At 35.9% G+C, this 23803-nt stretch carries 20 protein-coding genes and 2 other annotated features; of the genes, 7 read left to right on the plus strand and 13 right to left on the minus strand.

The genetic code is table 11. From position 1 onward, the window contains the following. The first annotated feature begins 110 nt into the window (after positions 1-110). The gene (locus BCI01S_RS07430) at positions 111-722 is read left to right on the plus strand and encodes a Type 1 glutamine amidotransferase-like domain-containing protein (protein WP_235844458.1); all 612 of its coding nucleotides are present in this window, start codon (positions 111-113) and stop codon (positions 720-722) included. 29 nt (positions 723-751) lie between these two features. Here the strand turns inward: BCI01S_RS07430 and BCI01S_RS07435 are convergent, their stop codons facing one another. Further along, positions 752-1720, minus strand: coding sequence for an IS1595 family transposase (locus BCI01S_RS07435; protein WP_061797742.1), 969 nt, complete (start codon positions 1718-1720; stop codon positions 752-754). Between the two features lie 331 nt (positions 1721-2051). Here BCI01S_RS07435 and BCI01S_RS07440 point away from each other — a divergent pair, with 331 nt between their 5' ends. Further along, on the plus strand, positions 2052-2633 hold the full coding sequence (locus BCI01S_RS07440; protein ID WP_061797744.1) for a YitT family protein: 582 nt from the start codon (positions 2052-2054) through the stop codon (positions 2631-2633). Positions 2634-2672: 39 nt separating this feature from the next. Here BCI01S_RS07440 and BCI01S_RS07445 read toward each other — a convergent pair whose 3' ends face one another. The 9 genes from BCI01S_RS07445 to BCI01S_RS07485 all read right to left on the minus strand — a co-directional run bounded on the left by BCI01S_RS07445 (position 2673) and on the right by BCI01S_RS07485 (position 14976). Beyond that, a complete protein-coding gene (locus tag BCI01S_RS07445) occupies positions 2673-5534 on the minus strand; it encodes an ATP-binding protein (RefSeq protein ID WP_061797749.1) in 2862 nt (953 codons plus the stop codon). Further along, positions 5524-5889, minus strand: a complete 366-nt coding sequence (locus BCI01S_RS07450; protein WP_047942884.1) for a response regulator transcription factor — start codon at positions 5887-5889, stop codon at positions 5524-5526. Before BCI01S_RS07450 ends, BCI01S_RS07445 begins: the two co-directional genes overlap by 11 nt. A gap of 3 nt (positions 5890-5892) precedes the next feature. Continuing rightward, positions 5893-9141: a hypothetical protein gene (locus BCI01S_RS07455; protein ID WP_061797754.1), complete on the minus strand. Its 3249-nt coding sequence runs from the start codon at positions 9139-9141 to the stop codon at positions 5893-5895. Further along, positions 9138-10550 (minus strand): glycosyltransferase family 2 protein, encoded by a 1413-nt coding sequence (locus BCI01S_RS07460; protein ID WP_047942761.1) that lies wholly within the window; start codon positions 10548-10550, stop codon positions 9138-9140. The genes BCI01S_RS07455 and BCI01S_RS07460 overlap by 4 nt, the downstream gene beginning before the upstream one ends. A gap of 1 nt (position 10551) precedes the next feature. Then, on the minus strand, positions 10552-11589 hold the full coding sequence (locus BCI01S_RS07465; RefSeq protein ID WP_061797760.1) for a HEAT repeat domain-containing protein: 1038 nt from the start codon (positions 11587-11589) through the stop codon (positions 10552-10554). A 1-nt stretch (position 11590) separates the two neighbouring features. Then, positions 11591-13204, minus strand: coding sequence for a response regulator (locus BCI01S_RS07470; RefSeq protein ID WP_235844459.1), 1614 nt, complete (start codon positions 13202-13204; stop codon positions 11591-11593). A 292-nt stretch (positions 13205-13496) separates the two neighbouring features. After that, positions 13497-14312 carry a pyrroline-5-carboxylate reductase gene (gene proC, locus BCI01S_RS07475; protein ID WP_082138350.1) on the minus strand — a complete coding sequence of 272 codons (816 nt, stop codon included), beginning with the start codon at positions 14310-14312 and terminating at the stop codon, positions 13497-13499. 91 nt (positions 14313-14403) lie between these two features. Further along, complete coding sequence (locus tag BCI01S_RS07480; protein ID WP_047942765.1) at positions 14404-14721, minus strand: hypothetical protein; 318 nt, start codon at positions 14719-14721, stop codon at positions 14404-14406. Between the two features lie 33 nt (positions 14722-14754). Then, positions 14755-14976, minus strand: coding sequence for a helix-turn-helix transcriptional regulator (locus BCI01S_RS07485; RefSeq protein ID WP_047942767.1), 222 nt, complete (start codon positions 14974-14976; stop codon positions 14755-14757). 169 nt (positions 14977-15145) lie between these two features. Between BCI01S_RS07485 and BCI01S_RS07490 the strand changes: the two genes are divergently transcribed. Both BCI01S_RS07490 and BCI01S_RS07495 read left to right on the plus strand, forming a co-directional pair. Next, the gene (locus BCI01S_RS07490; protein ID WP_061797765.1) at positions 15146-15535 is read left to right on the plus strand and encodes a helix-turn-helix domain-containing protein; all 390 of its coding nucleotides are present in this window, start codon (positions 15146-15148) and stop codon (positions 15533-15535) included. 73 nt (positions 15536-15608) lie between these two features. Then, positions 15609-16031, plus strand: coding sequence for a DUF4395 domain-containing protein (locus tag BCI01S_RS07495; RefSeq protein WP_047942769.1), 423 nt, complete (start codon positions 15609-15611; stop codon positions 16029-16031). Positions 16032-16072: 41 nt separating this feature from the next. Here BCI01S_RS07495 and thrS read toward each other — a convergent pair whose 3' ends face one another. Then, entirely contained in the window at positions 16073-17992 is a 1920-nt protein-coding gene (thrS, locus tag BCI01S_RS07500; protein ID WP_061797767.1) for a threonine--tRNA ligase, read from the minus strand. Between the two features lie 42 nt (positions 17993-18034). Next, positions 18035-18262, minus strand: a binding site (T-box leader). Between the two features lie 37 nt (positions 18263-18299). Next, positions 18300-18528, minus strand: a binding site (T-box leader). 223 nt (positions 18529-18751) lie between these two features. Between thrS and desA the strand changes: the two genes are divergently transcribed. The 3 genes from desA to BCI01S_RS07520 all read left to right on the plus strand — a co-directional run bounded on the left by desA (position 18752) and on the right by BCI01S_RS07520 (position 21665). Continuing rightward, complete coding sequence (gene desA / locus BCI01S_RS07510) at positions 18752-19783, plus strand: Delta(5) desaturase DesA (RefSeq protein ID WP_061797771.1); 1032 nt, start codon at positions 18752-18754, stop codon at positions 19781-19783. A 152-nt stretch (positions 19784-19935) separates the two neighbouring features. Beyond that, on the plus strand, positions 19936-21069 hold the full coding sequence (locus BCI01S_RS07515; protein WP_061797773.1) for a sensor histidine kinase: 1134 nt from the start codon (positions 19936-19938) through the stop codon (positions 21067-21069). After that, positions 21066-21665 carry a response regulator transcription factor gene (locus tag BCI01S_RS07520; RefSeq protein WP_047942777.1) on the plus strand — a complete coding sequence of 200 codons (600 nt, stop codon included), beginning with the start codon at positions 21066-21068 and terminating at the stop codon, positions 21663-21665. Before BCI01S_RS07515 ends, BCI01S_RS07520 begins: the two co-directional genes overlap by 4 nt. Positions 21666-21724: 59 nt before the next feature. Here the strand turns inward: BCI01S_RS07520 and BCI01S_RS07525 are convergent, their stop codons facing one another. After that, positions 21725-22429 carry a hypothetical protein gene (locus tag BCI01S_RS07525; protein ID WP_061797777.1) on the minus strand — a complete coding sequence of 235 codons (705 nt, stop codon included), beginning with the start codon at positions 22427-22429 and terminating at the stop codon, positions 21725-21727. A gap of 158 nt (positions 22430-22587) precedes the next feature. Next, the gene (locus tag BCI01S_RS07530; protein WP_061797782.1) at positions 22588-23502 is read right to left on the minus strand and encodes a class I SAM-dependent methyltransferase; all 915 of its coding nucleotides are present in this window, start codon (positions 23500-23502) and stop codon (positions 22588-22590) included. Positions 23503-23803: the final 301 nt, after the last annotated feature.

Raw genomic sequence — 23803 nt, forward strand, 5'->3', positions numbered from 1 at the left:
TGTTTTCGTTAAGAGTGTTGTTTTTAGGTGAAAATTCCTGATTTCCTATTTTTCTGTTAAAATAAGGATATATCTAATACGAAATAGAGAATAGAATGGGGTTGATTATATTGAAATTGCTATTAACCTCTAACGGTTTTTACAATGATGCTATTAAAGAGCAATTTTTAAAACTCATTAACGGCGAACCAAACGAACTGGACGTTGCTATTATCACAACTGCATCGCCGCAAAAGGATAAAAATAGATTTGCTCAGAAGGCGAAAGAGGACTTTAAGGATATGGGGTTTCAAAACATAGATTTCATTGATATAGAGTTTGATAACCCAAAAAGTCTTGCACATAAAGATGTCATATACATCAATGGTGGAAATCCATTTAACTTATTATTCCATACTAAACAGAGTGGGGCAGATAGTATCCTACAAGAGTTAGTTACCAAAAATGTTGTTATTGTAGGTGTAAGTGCTGGTGCTGTTATACTTGGTCCAAACATTAAAGTCGTTCATTTCTTCACACCGCAAATGAATGCACTAAATACTAAGGATTTTTCTGCATTAGACCTAACGGACAAACTTGTTTTTCCTCACTATGACCGAGAAGATTTGTTCAAGGATAGTACAAGCAAGACAATTGAAGATAGACTAAAAGAATTTGAAATCCTTGAAGGATGCGAAGTTACGAGATTAAAGGATGATGAATATATCACAGTAGAAAAGTAATTTATTGACCTCGAATTAGAGGTCTTTTATTATGCACTTCTTCTAAACATCTCAACTGTCGTATAGTTTGATTTATGGACAGCACTAAATAAAAGTTGCTTCACTCGTTCTTTGCGAGCCACCTTTGTGCTTTGTTCAAGGTATCTGAACCAAAACAGGTAGTTATCAAGATATTTGGTTGCCACACCTTGAAAACGGTCCATAAATTGTTTTAGTCGTTTGTGATAAGCATTAACGTGTTGAATATGGAAGATAGATTTTTTCACATAAATCCCTTTCCGCAAATTCACCATTTCGTGCTGTAATCCCTTATCTTCGGCAAACTTTTTATAATTCGTAGCTGCATCTGAACATAACAAAGCAGAGGTGTCGATAAAGGCACCTAATACCTTATCTATATCTGTTGATTTAATACACCCTTTTCCAGCCATTTGAGAGATGACTTGTCCATTTCGATCTTGTGCTACAAGAACACAGACCTGTTCCTTTGAGATACCTCGTTTTGTTGCGACACCGCCACGCTTACGAGGGTTTCTATGAGTAATAGACTTCTTCCCTTTGTCACTTTCCAAGAAAAAGGTTTCATCGCTTTCAACAATCCCTTTTAAAGTTTGATTGCCTAATGAACGGAGAGCATTCAAGATTTTATGTCGCCAGTAAAAAGCCGTAGAAATATGGATTTCTAAAGTATCAGAGATTTTAGGTAGCGTATAGCCTTCTACCATCATTTCAAAATATTTAACCCATTTATGAGGGTATCGAGAACCTGCCAACGGAGTATTGGTCATATCGTTAAAGGTCTTCCCACAGTCCTTGCACAAATATCGTTGCCTCGCACGATATTTGCCATTCTTCTTGACCGATACGCTTCCACAATGGAGGCAAGCCAAACCGCCAGAAAAACGAGTTTCACGAATATCTTTTAGCATCTTCGCAATATCTTCTCGTTCTTCAGGGAATAAGTCTTGTTTCATTGCTTCGTAGCTTTTTGTGTGTATTTTATGAAGAGCTTGTGCACATTCTTTGGTTGAACACCACTTTTTCTTACAGCCGAGCGCATTCTGGCTTTCCTTCCCTATATGAATATGAACACCGCTTTTCCTTGCAGCAAATAAATGCTCGCAATCTTCTGTTACTTAATTTCGCTAAATCACCAGTTTATAGAATTTAATAGCAAAAGTAGTACTTTTACCTATCTTACTTCTAACTTCAATAGCCCACTTGCTCGATCAATTTTCATCCTCCTAAGTTCAATTATGTTCTTCTATGTTTATACTCTTACACATATGTATAAGAAGAATGGACAAGGAATAGATAGGATGATGTTTAATGATAGAAAAAATAGCGGCGATATTTGTCGGGAGCTTATTAATAGGCATGGGGGTAAATGGATTTTTAGTCCCACATCATCTGTTAGATGGGGGCATAATTGGAATCGGCCTTATTTTGCACTATCACTACGAGGTTCCGACAGGTCTGTCTATGATTCTTTTAAGCATTCCCTTATATATACTGGTGTGGTTTTATAATAGGGAGTACTTTTTTTATGGCATAATTGGCTTCCTTGCTTCTTCCATCTCAATTGATTTCCTATCTTTTTTACGTGATTTATTTTCATTGAAACTTGTATTAAGTGCGATTTTGGGTGGAGTGATTATCGGCGTAGGGATTGGCCTCATGCTTCGATTTGAGACCAGCACTGGAGGGAAGGATCTCCTTGCCCAAGTCCTGTCAAAGATACTTTCTATTCAGGTAGGTCTCATCATTTTTCTAATAGATGGAATCGTTTTAGCCAGCGGCTATAAAATAATTGGGCTGACAACATTTTCAGCTTCTTTCTTAACTATTTTCTGTGTGGCTGTGTTTACGACTTTATTATCCAAAAACTCCCCTATAAGGAAGGAGAGGTAGCTATTACCTCTCCTTCCACTTGACTTTAAATGCGACTTTTCACTCTTTATCTTGTTCTGGTATCAATACTTGGCCCACTTTCCCCATCTTTAATAAGGTTTGCATAATCGTTTTAGAAAGTTGGCTAGTTTGGTATGGTTTTACGAGATAATCCATCGCTCCTCGTGATAATCCCTTTTCTTTTTCATCTAATGCAGATGATACGATAACAGGAATATTTCTGAGTTTTTCTGATTCTTTGATATGATTCAAGATTTTCCAACCATCAAAATTTTCATCTTCGAGCATGATATCAAGCACCACTGCATCTGTCGGGAGCTTTTCTAACATTTGCATTGCCTCTTGACCATTTTTATAATACACAACTTGGAAGCCGTTATCTTGCAATTCATGAACAATTAATTCTCCCAGGCTAATATCATCTTCTATCACCATGATCGAGTAAGTTTGCTTATTTTCTATAGATACTTCATCAGAAGCCTCCATTTTATGGACAAGGGGAAAAATAAGCGTAAACGTACTTCCCTTCCCATAATCTGATTCTACTGCCACTTGGCCATCATGGGCAATCATGATTTCTTGAACAATAGACAGTCCAAGGCCCGTACCACCAATCTTTCTTCGGTCCGTATTATCTACTCGATAAAACTTAGTAAATAATTTACTGATCTCCGCTTTTGGGATTCCTAGGCCTTCATCTTTAAACGATACTCGCAGCTGCCCGTTCTCTTTATAAATATTAATCTCTATTGTCCCTCCATCGGGGGAATACTTAATAGCATTACTTAGAAGATTCGCCAGCACTTGTTCAATCTTCGCTTTATCACCAATAATCATGGTTTCCTCTATCAACTGATTTATTTCGATTCGATGAGAACTAGTATTAATGGATAGTTTTTCCTTGACTCTCTCTACTATTGGCATTAAATCAATGTACTTCTTCTCATAGGTTTGCTTTCCTGCTTCCATTCGTTGAATATCTAGGAAATCATTTATTAAGGAGGTCAGCCTCTTTGCTTCACCATATATTGTTTGTAAGTACTTTTTCTGCTTTTCCACTTTTAATTCTCGATTTATCATTAATTCTGTAAATCCAAGTATGCTTGCTAACGGTGTTCGCAGCTCATGACTCACTGTGCTTACGAACTCAGACTTCATTCTATCCACTTCATATTCTTTTGTTATATCCCTATAAACAAGGATGGTGCCGAACTTAGTGTTTCCTCTGTAAAGTTCCTCCGCATAGATATTAATTACTCGTCCATCTTTCATAAAGGCACTATAGGAATCCGTCTGTTTTTCCTTAATGGATGCTTCTATATATTGAAGCAACCCTTCTTCATCCATAAAATGAGCTGTTAATGGCTGCTTCCATTCATCCCATCTACAGCCAGGATAAAATATTGTTTCCTTTGTGTCCCCAATCATTTCTTCAAGCTTTTCATTCACGAATATTATTTCACCTATTCCACATACTACCTGAATACCCTCTTGAATGGTATTTAAGATATCGTAGTTTAATACACGATCATTTTCTGTTTGCTCAAATAATTCAATTTTATCTAAAGAAATACTTATTTGTTTTGCCAACGCAATAAATTCTTCCTTATCAAACACCGAGTAAGGATCGCTAAAACGACTCAGCATCATCACTGCTGTTATTTCATCATCCGAATTATAGACAGGAATATACAAATCATGTGTAAATCCTTTTTCAAGGTGATAGCCTTTTTCGGCCAATACCATTTCTCTTGAAATAATAAATGGGTCTTTCTCTTTTTTTAGTCGATCGAGCATTCCTTGCCATACATAATTTTTAAATTGCTCTGCTCCTTCTTCGACAATTCCGTAGGTTGCATATGCTTGATCCTTTAATAGTAAGATAATTCCTCTGTCTGCCTGTAGAATTGCTGCTAGATGGGTAATAATACTCTCTAATACTTCATTTTTATCTAATGAATTCGAAATGCTATTAATTAATTCATTTCTTCGCCTTAATGATTCCCTATTTGCTCTAACTGTCTCTAAGACCTCTTCTAATTCTATTTGTTGTGCATGCAGTTCATCCTGCTGTGCAAGTAATTCCTCATTTTGCGCCAATAAGTTTTGTTCTTTATCTTGAACACTTTGATACATTTGATAAAAAGCAGCAGAGAGTTTCCCTATCTCATCAGCTCGCTTGGTGTCTATCTTTATCTGTGCATCATTTCCTTTCGCAATTTCATTTGCCGCAACTGATAAATCGGCTAACGGTTTGCCAATTTTTTTTAATCCAGCCCGCCCTATAAAATAAATAACCATCATAATGAAAATAATATAGACAAGAAAGCTGATTTGAAAAATGATGATATTTTTATCTAGTTCATTTACCAAACTATTCAGTTCATTCGTCATCGATTGTAAATAGTTATGTAACGAACCCTTTATATGACTAATTCGATCTGCTCCCCCATCATCTGAGAGTTTCACCACTTTGTCGATTTCTCCTTCATCAAAGTAGTTTAATGCTTTGGGGAGGATATCCTGAAAATAATAAGAATGAAAATTTGCTATCTCTTCTACTAACACTGCATCTTCATCTGTTGTAGCAACAGCTTTTAGCTGTTGAATCAATTCATTTGTCTTGGCATCCATTTTTAAAGCGGATGAACGCATATCGGGATTATTAAACGCGAAGTATCCTCTTGCTTCTGATAAAGCATTTTCTAGCATATCTTGTAATTCTCTAGTGATTGATATTTTTTCAAGGATCACTTCCCTTTCTTCTGCATAGCGATCATTCAATTGCTTTTGACTGAGTGCAAGGAAGGCACAGCCCATAAGGAAAAGCAAACTAAAAAAAAACAGTAAAGCTACAAACTGTCTTGATATGCTTTTACCAAAATAATCTTTAATTTTCATTCAATATTTCTCCTACTTTGTCTAATAAAGCAAGCGGGCTAAATGGCTTTGCCATAAAATAATCTGCTCCTGCTCCCATAATTTCATGTTGCTCACTCGCTTGGCTTTTGGCAGAGAGCATCATAATTTTAAGATGCTCTCTCTCTTTATCTGCTCTTACTTTTTCAATGACTTCTAAGCCGGTCATAATTGGCATCATATAATCAAGGATTAGTAAATCATATTGGTTCTCTTGAACTAACTGAAATGCTTCTTCTCCATCTTGTGCTTCATCCACGATGTATTCATCTTCCAATGTATCAACTATTAACATTCTTAATACTTCTTCATCTTCTGCTAATAAAATTCTTTTCACCATTTAATCCCCCAAATTTATTTCTGAAAAGGCATCCTTTAAGAGGTAATACGATGCCCTTAGCCGTTCATGGTAAGCTGGCATCTCCCATTCGTCCCACATGTACCATTTAGCATCAGCAGCTAGGATTTCATTATATCTATTAAGCTTAGGGAAGGAAGAGATTATTTCCTCCTCTTTTTCCATTACCGCTGCTATTTGGATTCCCTTAGCCTGTACACTTTCCTCTAATCCCTTTTGCCATAAATCAGCCATTATCTCTTTCTGGCTCGGATCTTTCATATTCAACAAGGCCCAAGGTATCCGGACTTCAATTGTTTTTTTATCTTTGCTCACGCTTATATCGGTTAAGCTATTAAATTCTTTACTAGCAGGATTTCCATTGCCAAATAGAAGATGTCCAGTTACATAAGATTGAAATGGAATTTTAGTATCTGGGAGCTCTAATTCCTTATTTAAGGTCAGTCGAATAGGATGAAATACTCCATTATCCTTTTTCTTTGCATAAGCTTCTTCTTTGATCATATGCAAAATGGATCCATAATGATAATGGAAGGAATCATAATAACTATCAACTAATATTTGCGAATTGTGTTCATTCGCTATTTTAACAAGAAAGTCAACGCCAAACGTTGATTTAATTGTTTTGTTTTTAAGTGCAATTGTTTTTTGGCCTTGCTTCTCAATGGTATTAAACAATAGATAGGTTGTATCTGTTTGTAAGTCTATTGGCTGGTGATAATCAATTCTCAAGTTGACCTGCTGTTCATCACTTGTTACATATATAGACTCTATTCCTTTTTGTTCCCTTCTATCTTCATACAAAGGAGAAATGCCGAGTTTTTCCCAGTCCTTTTTCTTTCCATCTATATAAATGGGCGACTCATATTTTCCAGGATCAAAGCTGAGTAAGCCAAAATGCTGTTCATTTGTTTGTAGATTGGACCAATATGGTCTTCTATCAGGATTATCATAATCCATCGTATTCCATGTTCGCTTGAACCATTCATCCTGCCAAGCAAATAGTAGCCCACCTGCATAATTTTCATCGACAATCATTTGAAACATTTCTTTATCGAAATTTCCTTGTTCTTGTTCGGAAAGAAACCCTTGTGTCATTCCATTTACATTCTCATGCGTTTTTCCTCTCGATGCGGGTACACCAAATTCAGCAATTAGAACTGGCATATCATGTGCTTCTCTTAACTCCTGTAAATAAGCTCCATAATTACTCTGCTTCCCTTGTTTATTTATATAGCCTTTATATGCAGGCTCATAGTTTAAGAAATCTGGATAATACGGATAGACATGATAGGAAGCAAGGAATCCCGCATGAAAATTCTCTGTCGTCTTTATATGATTGGGATTTACGATGGCCATATCTTCTTTTGGATCCGGCTCATAACGATGTTTAAGCAAGTCCGTTGTTACCCAATTGGTAAAGCTCATTGTATGCTGCCAGTCATATTTATCAACCTCATATTTCACTGTTTCATCCATCTTCTGTGCAAGCCAACTTTCAAAAGGAGAAGCATCTTTTGTTTCAAAGTAAGTGCCATCATATGAAGCTATGCTTTTATGTTTCTCATTTGTGTTCTGTACTACCTCTGGATCCCATTCGATTCCGATCATAATGCCCAATACATATTTTGATATATCATATGTATACTCGCCGGAAGCATGGCCAGGGGCAGCAGCTATAGATGCATTCCCATGAATGATATCTATCATATTCTTCAATTCTCGATTAAAATCATTATCCACTTCATTCGCGTAAGCATCCTGTTTTTCTAGGAGAGTCTCTTCATTGATCCATGCACCATGAAAAAGATATAAAGGTTCCTCTGCCAACTGATTATACTCATACAATGCTTGATAGAAAGCGGGCGGATGCAAGGTATACACTCTAATCGCATTTGCATGCATAGCGCCAATATCTTTAAACCAGCGTAAATATTCATCCTTCGTTATGGCCGTTTCTCCTGGAAAAGTTCCTGGCTTTGCTATCCCCATATTAACTCCTTTAACAAGGAGATTTGTCCACTTATTGTCTTTCAACACCTGAATATACGTATCATCTGTTTTCGTGTTTATCTTCAAATGATTCACAGTTGTTGTTTCCACATTAGTACTTGCATGATCAGCGGAATGTAAACCATTCTTTAGAATCCCTTTCATAATAGGTACATAACTGTTCCAATAAAAGGAATGGCGATAAGTTATAGATCTTTTCCACGTATCAAACCCGACTGTTTTATAAAGTGCTGGTACCTCTGCTTCATCTGCATAGTCACCTGCAAAATAATAAGACGTGTATTGTTTATTCTTGTATTGAATGACTGCTGGAAACTGACTAGGTAAGCCATATTCGGTTAAGACTGCTTTCCCTTTTTCATTTACTGGAAGTGTATACGTAGCAAGAATATCGGTCTCATCCTTTGCAGCAACTATATCAAACCAATAACCATAATTCGATTTAATAGGCTGATTGAACAAATCCTTTCCTTTATCAGTAGTCGAAAATTGAAGGGCTCCGCTAACAAGCTCTTGATCTGACAATACAATTAGATGATCATCGCTATTAATCAAGATTAACCCTGATCCTTTAAATGACCACTTGTGATCATAGATTTGTTCATATCTTTCTTTGACCCATATAGGAACTTCATTGCTTTCCATGTCAGAAAAATATCTTCCTATCCATCCACTCCATGAAAGATGGAGAAGATTTGTTATTTTTTCGCGGGCTTGATCACTAGTTGGAGCTGCAAAGGTATTAAATTCAGCAATTAATGTTTTATTGGTGTTTTGAAACAAAGCTGACTCTACCCTTTCAACATCTTCTAACGCTAATCCGCCTTCCATCTGCTTCGAAACTTTCTCAACGCTATTCATTCTGGAAGTTTCTTCCTTATCTACTCCATATTGATCTGTCATATAGATCACATCATAGGAGGATAAATCTTTTGGCAGATGAGTTAATTGCTTGTGTTTTTCTTTCAAAGGATTAACTCCTACATAATCACGTTCTTTGCTATAAGGAGCTTGATTGCTTTTTACATATTTCTGATTATTCAACACCCATATTAATCCCGCATGTTCCTGATAGGAAGAATCCGGCACTGTTTTATCCATAATTAAGACATTTAATTCCTTTGAATGCTTTAACTGCCAAAGCCAAAAAGGACTTGTTAAAAGTCCTACACCAAAGAGAATAAGTAAAAAGAAAATAATCGATTTATTCCATTTCATTCGGATACTCCTTTACGGCTCATTTCTCCCCAACTTTTATCGCTTCTTATTAATTGCCAAATGCCTTCACATCGCCAAAAAACAGTTAACGGGCGGTACCAAAAAGATTCTGTCAGCGAATAGAAGAACAAAGAAATGATGTGGGAAACTTTCGGATATTTGCGCAAACTCCATTCTTCTAATAACACTGCTGCCATTGAAAAAATAGAGCCATAAATACAGGACAGTAATAAAATTAAGATGGCAAATTCTAAATATACTCCACCAAAAAACAAGGCAATAATCGTATAAACATATCCTAAAAATTCGACAATAGGGCCCAAAAATTCAATTAGCCAGAAGTATGGAAAAGATATTAGTCCGATATTTCCATATTTCGGGTTAAAGGTTAGCTTTCTATGATTCCATAGACTTTCATATAATCCCCGATGCCACCTTCTTCGCTGTCTTCTTAAAAACGTTATTTCTTCCGGAACTTCTGTCCAGCAAACTGGGTCTGGAACATAAACGATTTTCTTTTTTTCCTTTGTCTCTTTTAATAATCGATGGATTCGCACTACGAGCTCCATATCTTCGCCGACTGTATTCGTTTGATAGCCCCCAGCCTTTAGGACCCATTTTTTTGAAAAAACACCAAAAGCCCCAGAAATAATTAATAATAAATTATGTCTGCTTAATCCAATTCTCCCCATCAAAAAAGCTCTCAAATATTCGATTATTTGCATAATAACCAAGGGATTGCGAGACAATCCTATCTCGAGAACTTGTCCGTTTTTTATCTTACATCCATTAGCAATACGAATACTTCCACTTGAGGCTATCACTTCTTCATCACTATCCATAATAGGCTTCATTACCTTTAAAAAGGCATCTCTTTCTAAGACCGAATCACCATCTAATGAACAAATATAAGGAAAATGAGAAAAGTTCAGTCCTGCATTTAAAGCATCTGCTTTTCCGCCATTTTCTTTATCGATTAAATATAATTTAGGGAGCAGCTTCGATTGATAAATCCCTTTAATAGGCTTTGTCGTAAGTTGTTTCCTGACAACCTTTTCTATATGAACCATCTCATATTGTTCTATCATTTTCTGCAGCGTATGGTCCTTTGATCCATCATTGACAACAATGATTTCAAATTGAGGATAATTAATGCTCAACAAGGACCGTACACTTGGAATGATTCCAGCTTCTTCATTATAAGCTGGAACAATGATAGATACTGGTTTCGTATACCATTCATTTGAAACATCATCAAATGTATCTTCTCTATTTAATTTATATTCCTTTCGTAGCTGAAGCATGGAAATGAAAAGAATAACAGAATAAAACAATATAATAATTATCATATAAACAGCAATAAACGTGGCAAAGATTTGTACAGCAATTGACCACCATTGATAAACCATGCTAATAAACTCCTTTATTTAACCATTCTCTGGCCATATCCTTGGCAAACTTATCCTCTGATTGGTTAACGACTTCAAATAAAACTTCTCTGCCTTTTTTAAAGCTTATGATGGATTCAGCTGCTTGAGATCGCACCCACCAAGAAGAATCATGAAGAAGCTTTACTAACAAAGGAATATATTTATCGAGGCTACTACTCGTTCCTAATAGTTTGGCAACCATCATTCTCTCCTGCCAAACTTCAGAATCTGCCAAGAAAACGTAATCTTCTATATTTCTCACATAGCCAATTGAAGCTATTGCCTTCAAAGCTCTTAATCTGATCTCTTCCTCATACTTCGCGAAAACACTCTCTATAAATTGGACGTACTCTACCTTCTTTTTCATGCTTATTACGTCTAAGATTGCTAATTGTAACGCTTCTCGACAATAATAAAAAGGCTGAATAAACTTCCTAAAACTCTCAGGCTTTAATCGCAGCAGTATACTTCGGTAATTCTTTTCCGTAAGTTCTTCATCCTTATTTATGAGGCTCCAAATGTTTTCAGATTGAAAGGCAGCTAAAATCCGATAAATCTGGATTTTCTCTTCTTTATGACAATTTCTTTTAGATAATCGACTAATCACCTGGTGTTCGATTTCCTTCATATGAAAATCTTCTATTTTATATAGGACATTCATCCGTTTACTCCAATATCTAGACTTTATTTCTTTCCTATATTTATCTATCAAGTAAAACTCAGCAAGTTCAAGCAGCCGTTCTTCCTCCTGTTCTCCCTCTATTCTCTCAGAAAAATCAGTGAAAACCTGTTCTATTGCCTGCTTGTCTATTCTTGTTTGCTTTATATCCTTCAATCTTTCCTTCCCCTCCCGAAGATAGGAAAAGATTGGTCCAATCAGCTGTTTTTTTCGCTCATTAATTTGGTTATCTTGTCTATTCTCTATTATTTTCCTAATGACTAAATAAGTTAATAAGCATAATAGCGTAGCAAAAAGGATAATACTAATTATTTGTAATACTCTTATCTCTTGTTCCAAATTAAATCATCCTCATAATTAACCTTGTTATTCTTGCCTGTAACTCTTTAATACTGAATGGTTTTGTAACATAATCATCTGCACCTAACCGTAATGCTTCAGCAATATCATGTTCACTTTTTCTGCCAGTCAACATTAAAATATGAGCATTATGCTGATAAGACGTCTTTTTAACAATTTGCAGGAGCTCGAGTCCATCCATTACAGGCATCATTCCATCCAAGATAAGAAAATGCATCCCATTCTCTTGTAATCGCTTGGATTCTAAAAATTGCATCCCATCTTCATATTCTGCGACATTTATGGTAAGGTTATTTATTTCGATGGAATCCAATATATTTTTTAAAATAGAACGAATGAAGGAATCATCATCAACAATCGAAATATTTAATAATTTTTTATTTGATGCTTCCTTCCTTTTATTAGCGCTTCGAATACAAGCACGTCCATCTTCCTTGGCTAAATAAAGCGCCTCATCTGCCTTCTCAATTGCTTTATTTAATGGTATGTCATTTGAAGTGACTTCAAATACACCAGCAGAAAAGCTCAAAGAAAATTTGCCACCATTTTCTTCGAATTCTATTCCTGAAAAACGCTTAAGCATCCTGTTTAATACATCGATAACTTCAGATTCTCCCGCTCGTTGAAAAAGAATGACAAACTCTTCGCCACCAAAACGAAAAAGTGTATCTGTGGTTCGAATATTTGTTTTCAAGAATTGGGCAAAAGCTTTTAATACCTTATCGCCTACAACGTGACCATATGTATCATTGACTCGTTTAAAATAATCAATATCTACAATAGCAATGGTACCAGAAGTTTTGGTCCGAGCTGTATCACTAATAAAACGAGTATAAGAATCCTTTAAAAACTTGCGATTATATACTTCTGTTAATTCATCAATTAATACAGACTGGTCAAAGATTTTCTTTCGCTCGATATGTCTCTCAATTCGAATCAGAAATTCTTCTATATCAAGCGGCTTTTCCATATAATCATCTGCGCCCTTCTTATATGCAGCTATTCTCTTTTCTCTTGAATTATCAATACTACATATAACCTTTGGAACAAATGAGTGCTTCGTATGCATCTGAATATCATCTAGGATATCTAAACCGGTTTTAAATGGCAGGTTCATATCAATAATGATACAATCTGGCTGCATACTGTAAAATTGCTCAATCGCATTCTCCGCATTAGAATTTGCTATTACCATCCAGCCTTTACGCTCCATCATTTCCTTTAAGAAAATCAATAAAGAAACATCGTCATCAATTAGCTGAATAAGCGGTACTTCAATATCTCTAAAGTCAGGAATTTTATTAATATCTTCGTGAAAATGCTCGTACTCTTCACAAATATCAAGTAATTCACTTAAAAAATTCTTTAGCTCGGATTGTGCCCAGTCTCCTTCTCTTTCTTCCACCTTTGTCATTAATCCCGAAACTAAATGAAATAACAAATCCAAATCTAATGTACCAGAAGTGCCTTTAATCGCATGCAATAACCTATAAACTTCCTCATTTTTAATGATCTCTGCTGCTTGTTTATTTAACAATTCATTTAACTGCTGTGTCATTCTTGTAATAAATATTGCCTTATATTTATCCAACACTATAAATCATCCCGACTACTTTAACCAAATCATTAAGACTGTTTTGATATTTTTCCCGACATATAAAAATTAATCATAAACATTTCATCCTAAATATTAGGAAAACCAAAAGACTGCGCACAAAAAAACAGACCAAAAAACTGGTCTGATTACTACAATAAATATAACATTTCGATAGATGTGTATAATTAAATTACATTTTTCTTCATTATTAATTTTTTCTTTTATATTATATAAAAAGAAAACAAAATATAATAGAGAAACATTTCCTAATTTCTACTTTTATTACTTGTTAATTTTCCTTCTTCATTCTGCGATTTTTACGATCACAGCTTTCCATTGCTGCCAAAATTGTCCCTCTAAATTGATTTTGTTCCAATGCAGTAATTGCTTCAATTGTCGCTCCACCAGGTGTGCATACTTCATCTTTCAATATTCCTGGATGCTTACCTGTTTCTAAGACCATTTTTGCTGCTCCTAAAACAGATTGAGCAGCTAACTTGTAAGCTTTCTCTCTCGGTATTCCACTGCGAACGCCACCATCTGCCAATGCTTCAATAAACATATAGACATAGGCTGGGGAAGAACCGCTAATCGCAGGAATATAATCCATTAAGCTTTCTTCCACGACTTCCACTTGCCCAAATGCTGTAAACATTTCTATTATAAAAGCAATTTCCGGCTCTGTAACTCTTTCATTTGCACAAAATACAGTCATCCCTTCTCCTACAAGAGAAGGAGTATTTGGCATGGAGCGGATAACCTTTGCATTTTTTGATAACTGTGATTCTATGTATGCCATCTCAATTCCAGCTGCGATTGTAACAATGATTGTTTCATTCTTCACATAGGAGAGAATTTCTTGTAAGACCTCTCCATATAAATGTGGCTTTACTGCAACAATAAGTACATCTGCAAAGCTTGCTACTTTTTTATTATCTAATGTCGTTTCTATTTGAAAGGTTTCCCTTACCATTTGCGCGCTTTCCGCAGATTTCGTACTAGCCAAAATATCCTCTCTACTCAAAAAAGAAGACTGCAGCATTCCATTTACCATTGCTTGAGCCATTTTTCCACAGCCAATGAAACCAACTTTTCTTTTTTCCACTCTGATCTTCCTCTCATGTTTGTCCTTTTACTCTTACATAGTATGAGAAGAAAATCAACAAATCTATCTAAGCTGTTTAGTGTTTAGAATATTAGCACATCATTTTCGGACCATTTTTTCTTTGATAATACTGCTTAATTTGATCAATTCTGATTGCTTCTTCCATACATAAATTCCCTTTATCTGAATGAAAAGACAATAAACTAATACCATATTCGATTAAGGAAACAAGAATAATCTCCATTTCCATTCCATCCAGTCTCAAAATACTGTCATTACTGGTTGTGACTTTTTCCTTTACCATTTCTAAAATGAATAGAATTCCTCTGGATGCATTTCGTATACTAAAATCCAATGCTTCTTTTATTAATAAAAGATTTTCCTCGGTTACGTATATTTGCTCCTTCACTTTAAGCCTCCTAATTCACTTGAAATTCTATCCTTATCTCGAACATCCTTTAACCTCTATATAATCTGGAAGAAAAATCTCATCTGGTGTTTTGGAAAAAATACTAGATATCTGTACTGCTTGCTCATAAGATAATCCTCGTTTGCCATTTTCTATTTGCCAATAATAAGACTTTGTAATTCCTAACTTATCAGCCATCATCTGATAGGTATAGCCATATTGCTTTCTTATGATACGCAGCTTATTCCGATGCATTTTTTACACCTCATCTTCCCCATTCTCATTTTTTTCCTTATTAAAATTATACGGTAAACAAGTGGTTTACTTCAATATATAATTCCGAATTTGTTAACAAAAATTCATTATTTACTGTTAGCTAAACGTTAACTTATAATAGAAGTAACGAAATTAGGAGCTGGTTTAGATGAATTTTCCAGAAAGATTGAGACAATTGCGGAAATCTGCCAACATTTCTCAACAAACGCTTGGGAATGCAATGAATGTAACAAAAGTATCTATCTCAGGATACGAAACAGGTAATCGCAAACCTGATACAGACACCTTACAAAAATTAGCAGATTATTTTGATGTAAGCACTGATTACCTCCTAGGACGATCAGAAGCAAAGGAAACTAGAGCTAGCTATCATAGTAAAGTATCGGATAATAGTATGACGAGCGAAGAAGCAGAGCTGCTAACTCAATTGCAGAAATACCCGACCCTATATAACCATCTTATTAACAACCCTGAAAAGACAGTTTCACAGTTATATAGGCTCTGGCGTTTCTTGGAGGACGAAAAGAAAAATAAATAAGAGCTTCTTAACTTAACAAATTTCTTATAAGAGCGTATAATATACATAATTCTTATAAGAAAGGTTGGTTTTGATGACTAATCTGCTCAAAACAATTCCAGTACCATTAGTCCGAACAAATCAATGGACTATTTTTCTATCTGTATTACTTAGCTTAGTTTTTCAGCAATACTGGATCATGCTAATTCCACTTCTCGCAGGGCTCTGTGGATTATTATTCCAATGGAATCCTATTATGAAAACAGCGAGTATATTTCTTAAAAAACCCATGAGAGAATATCATCAAGAGGATTGGGAGCAGCAGCAATTTAACCAAATAATTGCTGTAATATGCTTGGCAATAGGTTCCCTTTCCTTTTTCTTAGATTGGAATGTTCTTGGCTATATCTTTTCTATTATGGTCGGACTTTCTTCGATTATTGCCATACTTGGTTTTTGTATTGGCTGCTTTATCCGGTTTCAATGGAAAAAATATCAGTATAATCGGAGCTTATAACACGAAAGGGATTCAATCAAAATCGATTGAATCCCCGTTTTTTATAAGCTTCTTTCTTTTATCTGCTTTCCGATCATTTGTTTAAATGCTTCTAAAGAAACTCCTTTTGACTGCTCTTCTCCATATTTTCTCACATTTACAGCATTTTGTTCTTTTTCTTTATCCCCTAATACAAGCAAATAGGGAATCTTTTGCATTTGTCCTGCACGGATTTTATATCCTAATTTTTCATTGCTGTCGTCTATCTTTACTCTTACTCCTGCTTCTTTTAAAACTGATTGAACTTCTAGACAATAATTTAGATGAACATTGGATACCGGAATAATTTCCACCTGTATTGGAGCAAGCCAAACAGGAAAGGCGCCTGCAAAATGTTCAATTAGTATGCCAAAGAATCGATCAAGCGACCCATATATAGCACGGTGAATAACAACTGGACAGACTTTTTCATTGTTTTCGTTAATATAAGCTAAGTTAAAGAGCTTCGGCATTTGAAAGTCAAGCTGAATTGTTGCACATTGATGGCTTCTTTTTAAAGCATCCTTTATATGAAAATCAATTTTCGGACCATAAAATGCACCATCGCCTTCATTAAGAATATAATCTATTTCTAGCTGTTCTAAAACATTTCTTAATGCTCCCTCTGCTAATTCCCAAATGTCATCCCCATCGAGCGAATCATCCGGTCTAGTAGAGAGCTCTACAGTGTATGCAAATCCAAAAGTACGGTAAACTTTATCGACCAATTGAAAAATGCTTTTAATCTCTGCTTCTATTTGGTCTTCTCTTACAAATAAATGGGCATCATCCTGGCAAAACGTACGAACACGTAACATTCCGTTTAGTGCACCACTATATTCATGACGATGTACCTGCCCAAATTCTGATAAGCGAATCGGCAAATCGCGATAGGAATAGAGACTATTTTTGAAGATAAGCATATGTCCTGGACAATTCATTGGCTTTAACGCAAATTTTTGTTCATCCACTTCGGAAAAGTACATGTTTTCATGATAATGATCCCAGTGGCCAGACTGCTTCCACATTCGCTCATTCATCATCAAAGGAGTTCTTACTTCTTCGTAATCCGCCCCGCCTTGAAGCTCTCTTGAAAATTGTTCTAATTCATTGCGGATGATTTGTCCTTTTGGTAAATAAAACGGCATGCCAGGTGCTTCTTCTGAGAACATAAACAGCTCCAATTGCTTTCCTAGCTTCCGATGATCTCGTTTTGCTGCTTCTTCAATCATTTCTAAGTACTCTGCTAATTGCTGTTGACTGGAAAAGGCAACACCGTACACACGCTGCAATACTTCCCTATCACTATCCCCTCGCCAGTAAGCACCAGATACACGCATTAATTTAAAAGCTTTAATAAAACCAGTCGAAGGGAGATGAGTTCCACGACATAAATCAATAAACTCTCCTTGCTGATAAAGGGAAATCGATTCATTGCTTGGTATAGTCTCTAAGAGCTCCAATTTAAATATCTCTTCTTTCTCTTCAAAAAGCTGTTGCGCTTCCTCGAACGATACTTCTTTGCGAGTAAAAGGAAGGTTTTCCTTGATAATTTTCTTCATCTCTTTTTCAATGGCTTGCAAATCATGGGAAGTTAAACTGTGAGCGAGTTTCATATCATAATAAAAACCATCCTCTACCACTGGTCCAATTGCTAACTGTACATTGGGATACAATCGTTTTATCGCTTGTGCCATGACGTGGGCACTGGAATGGCGCATAATGGATACACCTTCTTCCGAATCTATTGTAATGATAGCTAAATGTACATCCTCTTCTATTTGATGGCTCATATCTACAAACCATTCGTCATTGATCTTTGCTCCAACTGCTTTCTTCTTTAAGCTAACACTAATAGACTCCGCAATTTCTGCGACTGTGCTTCCTTTTGGATATTCCTTCTTACTCCCATCTGCTAATACTACCTTAATCATTTTGTTCACTCCTTATCATTTTTTGGTACAAAAAAAACACTCGTCCCTATTGAAAGGGACGAGTGTTTTCACCCGTGGTTCCACCCAAATTCCCATAAAAAAACACAGTGATTTTCTTATGGCTTGGTGCAGTAACGCTGCATACACGATATTGACTACTTCTCGTTCACCAATATAGCTCAAAGGTGGTAAATTATTTTCCTTTGCTAGGAAGCTCACACCTATCCTTCCCTCTCTGATAACAGTAAAAATAATTCATGTCCTTTTCATCGCATATTATGAAATTGTAAAAACAAAAAACGCACTCATCCCTAATGAAAGGGACGAGTGCGTTTACCCGTGGTTCCACCCAAATTCCCATGAAAAATACACAGTGTTGTTCATGGCTTGGTACAATAACGTTTGCATCTACGGTATTGGATACTATCAATTCCCCAATACGGCTCAAAGGTGGTAAGATACTTATTCTGCGTTAGGAAGTTTTCAGCAATTCTTCCCTCTCTGGAAACCGAAATAGTAGCTCATGTCCTTATCAAAGCTTTTTATAATCAATTTTTTTAATATTCTATTACAAAGTAAAAAATTATGCAACCTTATTTTTTATTTTATTTATCTCTTTATGCTTTCTTCTTTCAATTACAAGACTTTTTGAAGCGAGAAAAATCGCTATATGACAAATGTCATATAGCAAGCATGACATGTATGTCTGCCAATTTAATTGATACATAATTATACTATAGATATCCATTAAGAGAAGGGAAATTAAAAATGAATATAAAAAACTTAAAACAATTAAGAACTGCTGTAGCGCCATTTGAGAAATCCACTGTAAGAATTAGTGTCTGGCAGCTTGCCAACACCATTTTACCCTTTGTTTTACTTTGGTTTGCTGCATTTAAAAGCTTAAGTATTTCTTATCTGTTAACCCTTGTGTTCGCCATAGCCGCCGCAGGATTTTTAGTAAGGATTTTTATCATTTTTCACGATTGCTGCCACTTTTCTTTCTTTAAAAACCGTAAAGCTAATAAGGTTTTAGGAACAATTACTGGAATCTTAACCTTATTCCCCTATAGCAAATGGCAGCATAGCCATTCTATTCATCACGCAACAAGCAGCAACCTGGATAAACGAGGAGTCGGCGATTTATGGATGATGACGATAGAAGAGTACGAGAATGCCTCTTTAATGGTAAAAATCCAATATCGTTTATACCGTAATCCGTTCATCATGTTTATACTAGGACCAATTTATGAATTTCTTTTAGCCAACCGCTTCAACCGTAAAGGAGCTAGATTGAAGGAAAGACTAAATACTTATATAACGAATATGGCGATTGTATTATTGGCTGTGCTTCTTGGCAGTACGCTTGGCTGGTCATCTTTCTTGCTTGTACAGCTGCCGATTTTTCTTATATCCGGCTCTGTTGGCGTATGGTTATTTTATGTACAGCATACTTTTGAAGACACGTACTTTGAAGAAGATAAAAATTGGGATTATGTAAAGGCTGCTGTAGAAGGAAGCTCCTTCTATCACCTTCCCAAATGGATGCAGTGGCTGACTGGCAATATTGGCTATCACCATGTCCATCATTTAAGTCCGAGGGTTCCTAATTACAACTTAGAACTAGTCCATAAACAGACAGAGCCCCTGCAAAATGTTCCAACAATAACACTTGCAAGCAGTCTTCGCTCTTTAAAGTTTCGTTTATGGGACGAAAAGGACAAAAAATTTATCAGCTTCTATGAATGGAAGAAGCAAAAGAAATCCCTTTCCATATCTGCAAGATCAGAAATGCAATAAATAAAAGCTTCTATCAGTCAGGTCCACTATCTTTAAAGCAAAAAGATTCCGTTTGCTTTAAGCAACTATCTGAGCAGCAATTAGGCCATTAATTGCTGCTCCATTATGTTAAAATGAATAAATAACAGTCAATAAAACGAGGTTAGAAACTGATGATGAAAAGATTAGAGGTTTTAAAAAAAAGCACGGGGATCTCTCCTTATATTTGGACATTGCTGACCATTCTGCCATTTTATTTCATATTCCATGCCTCTTCTGCAGTTGATGTAATATCAGGCATCATCCTTACCATTTTATTTTTTATTTTTTATAGAATTGCTTATCTGTCAAAAGGCTGGACAATCTATTTATGGCCGTCCTTATTAATCGGAATCTCCACCTTTGCTATTTATACATACAGCTATGTGTATTTTTCCTTTTTTCTTTCCTATTTTATTGGCAATATTAAAAAGCGGATTCCTTTTTTTATCCTTTATTTTATCCACTTGGCAGTTACTACATTTGCCATTTACTTCAAAATTATAATAGGCGATGCCTTGCTGATAAAGCAGCTGCCTTTTGTACTGATCATCTGGTTTGGCGTAATTCTATTGCCATTGAATATCCAGAACCGCAAAGAGAAAGATCAGCTGCAGGAACAACTAGAAGATGCGAATAAGCGTATTTCACATTTAGTGAAACTCGAAGAAAGACAGCGAATTGCCAGAGATCTTCATGATACTCTCGGCCAAAAGCTATCTCTTATTGGTTTAAAAAGTGATTTAGCAAGAAAACTTATCTATAAGGACCCAGAACAAGCCCGCATAGAATTGAAAGATATTCAGCATACTTCTCGATCTGCGCTGAACGAAGTCCGAAAAATGGTCTCTGAAATGCGCGGCATACGATTAAAAGACGAACTCCTTCTTGTCCAAAAAATATTAGGTGCGGCAGAGATAAGCCTGACATGCAATATAGCTTCCAATCTAAGAATTTCATCGATTGCAGAAAACATTATCAGCATGTGTCTAAAAGAGGCGGTTACCAATGTGGTTCGACATAGTAATGCCACCGCTTGCTCTATAAGCATCAGCCAGAACAAAAAAGAAACAATCATGGAAATTAAAGATAATGGAAGCACTCCTTTTCAAGAAGAAAATATGCACAAAGGAAACGGACTAGCGGGCATGAGAGAAAGATTAGATTTTATCAATGGTACTTTAGAAATTAGTGCCGAGGAGGGAACCATCGTAAAAATTGCGGTTCCACGTGATGGAAAAATAATAGAAAAGGAGGAATTAATATGATCCGCATTGTCATTGCCGAAGACCAGCGCCTGCTTTTAGGTGCTTTAGGTTCATTGCTTGATTTAGAAGACGATATCACGGTTGTGGGCAAAGCAAACAATGGAGAAGAAGCCATTCAGCTAGTCAAGGAAAAGAATCCAGATATTTGTATAATGGATATTGAAATGCCTGCAAAAACAGGCTTAGAAGCAGCGGAAGAACTTATGAGCCACCCTTGCAAAGTCATTATCTTAACTACTTTTGCAAGATCTGGTTATTTCCAGCGCGCATTGAAGGCTGGCGTATCTGCCTATTTGCTCAAGGACAGTCCTAGCGACGATTTAGCCAATAGCATCCGCAGTGTAATGGAAGGAAGAAGAATTTACGCACCAGAATTGGTTGATGATGTTTACAAAGAAGAAAATCCTCTTACTGAACGGGAAAAAGAAGTTCTGATGCTTGTTGCGAACGGCAAAAACACAAAAGAAATAGCCCAAGAGCTCTCCATTAAAACAGGCACTGTGCGAAACTATATCAGCATGATCCTCGATAAACTCGAAGTAAAAAACCGCATAGAAGCCATCACTAGATTTAAGGAAAAAGGATGGTTTAAATAGAAAAAGGACTGGATTCCCAGTCCTTTTCTATTTAAAGTAGATTTCTAACCATAGCCAATTTACTGAGCAAAAAACTCAGGCAGTTGACCTTCACGTTTATCGAGCATAATCTGTTCCGGCTTGATGCCCTGTTCACGCAGTACTTCAATGTTCTGTATCAAGAAGTCATCACTGCCAACAACATAGAATAGACCATCCTTGTCTGCAGCTAAATTTTTCACTTCTTCATAATAATCATTACGGTTATCAACAAACTGGGCTTCAAACTTTTTGTCAGGTACAGATGTAAAAATATCTGTAAATAAAAAGGCTTTTGATGAATCAATATTCAAAGAATGAATGCGAGTGACGTTGTCAGCGCGGTCGAAATAATCCAGTACAATCGGTCGAAAAGTTGCCAGTCCAACCCCTGATGACAGTAGATAAACATTTTTGTTTTCTCTTTTAAGCGGTAAGTTTGAATGTGTTTTAAAGATAGCGACTTCATTTCCGACTTCAAGATTTCTTAAAATCGATTTAAATTCTGAGCACTGCTCTCTGATACGCGTTGTAATTGCGATTACATTTTCGTGTGGTAAAGAAGAGATAGACATATGGCGAATCAAACTGCGGTTTGGTTTGTCTCCGGCATTGAAACCTCTCAAAGCGAAATGGGTGTGGGAACCTTCTTCCCATGTAAAGTCTTGCGGACGGTCAAGCAAGTAAGTTTTAACCTCAGGGTTTTCCTCAATAATCTTATTTATTTTCGTCCAGTATATTTGCATGCTATATTCTCCTCTACGGTAACAATATTGTACTATCTACTATACAACAAATGATAATTATTCTCAATTAAAAAGATTACTTTTATAAAGAAAAGCAAAAATCCTTACCCGCCTATCATAAATAGGAACAGGTAAGGATTGGTAAGATTAGAATATAATTATTTTTTCACAGCATGTATATAGTGAATGGTTTCAAATGCTTGCAGGTTATCATCCCGATTAGAAAAAAACTGCTGTTGAATTTTTTGTGGTGATAGATGTTCATAGATTAATAATTCCTCATTAGCAAGTAAATCTTCTAATTCTGCAAGAGAAGCAGCAAACTTCATTGGTTCTCCGGCAGCTTGTGCCATCTGGACCATATTTTGCACACGATTAAAAATACCAGGTTCTGTAAACAAACCCTCATCGGCAAAATCAAAAATAATCGAACTTCCTTTTGAAAGGTCTTTAAAGAAGCCATGCAGCAACTGCTGAAGCACATCTTTTGTTAAATAATAAGATACCCCAAGTAAACTAAACACTGTTTTCTTAGATAGGTCCAATCCTGCCGCAGCTAGTTTTTCTAACGAAAGCTCTTTCGTGAAATCCATTGCTACAAACTTTAAATGAGCAGGAATTTCATAGCCCGCTTGCTCTAACCGTTCTATCTTAAATTTCTGTGTAGATGGGTGGTCAACTTCATATACAGTAACATTTGGTAATGTATCGTAACGCCAAGCAAAAGTATCTAAACCTGCACCCATAATGACATATTGTTCAGCCCCAAGCTGACATTCGTTCCGAACAACATTTTCTGCGTAGGCCGCTCTAGCAAGTGGTGTTGGTGATAGTTGAATTTGTGTAACCCACTTTAATATTGCGTCCTGATCACCTTTTAATTTTTCAGCCATTTCAGAACTAAAAAAAGTAATGCCATTAGACATATTTACTGCAATGGCTTGATATTCTTCTGGTGATAAGAAATCTTGCGCTATATAATCATTGAATATAATCGGGCAGTCCTCTTTCACATGATATGCTCGACTAAATGCTGAAATTAAAGAAGTTAAACTTGATTCATTATTCTTCATCGCTAACACCCCAAAAAAAAGATTCCCCCCTGGCCAGGAGAATCTTATTATATCAGCAATGTTTATTATTGTGAATTATAGCACAAATTGATTTTTTTGTCAAATATTTCAACTTATCTCATAACTATTTTCCAGGAAATACCTTTAAAACAAAAGACGTAAATAAAAGTGCGAATCTCATATACTACATGGATTTAGACACTTCTTTTAGTACTGACCTTCTCATTCCCAAACGTAGACAAGGGCTTTTCCAAACAATAGAGTTTTGTTTAGCATTTTTTATACGCCGTTTTATTCCTAA

Origin of the sequence: Niallia circulans NBRC 13626 (assembly GCF_001591585.1) — a bacterium.
Taxonomy (GTDB): domain Bacteria; phylum Bacillota; class Bacilli; order Bacillales; family Cytobacillaceae; genus Niallia; species Niallia circulans.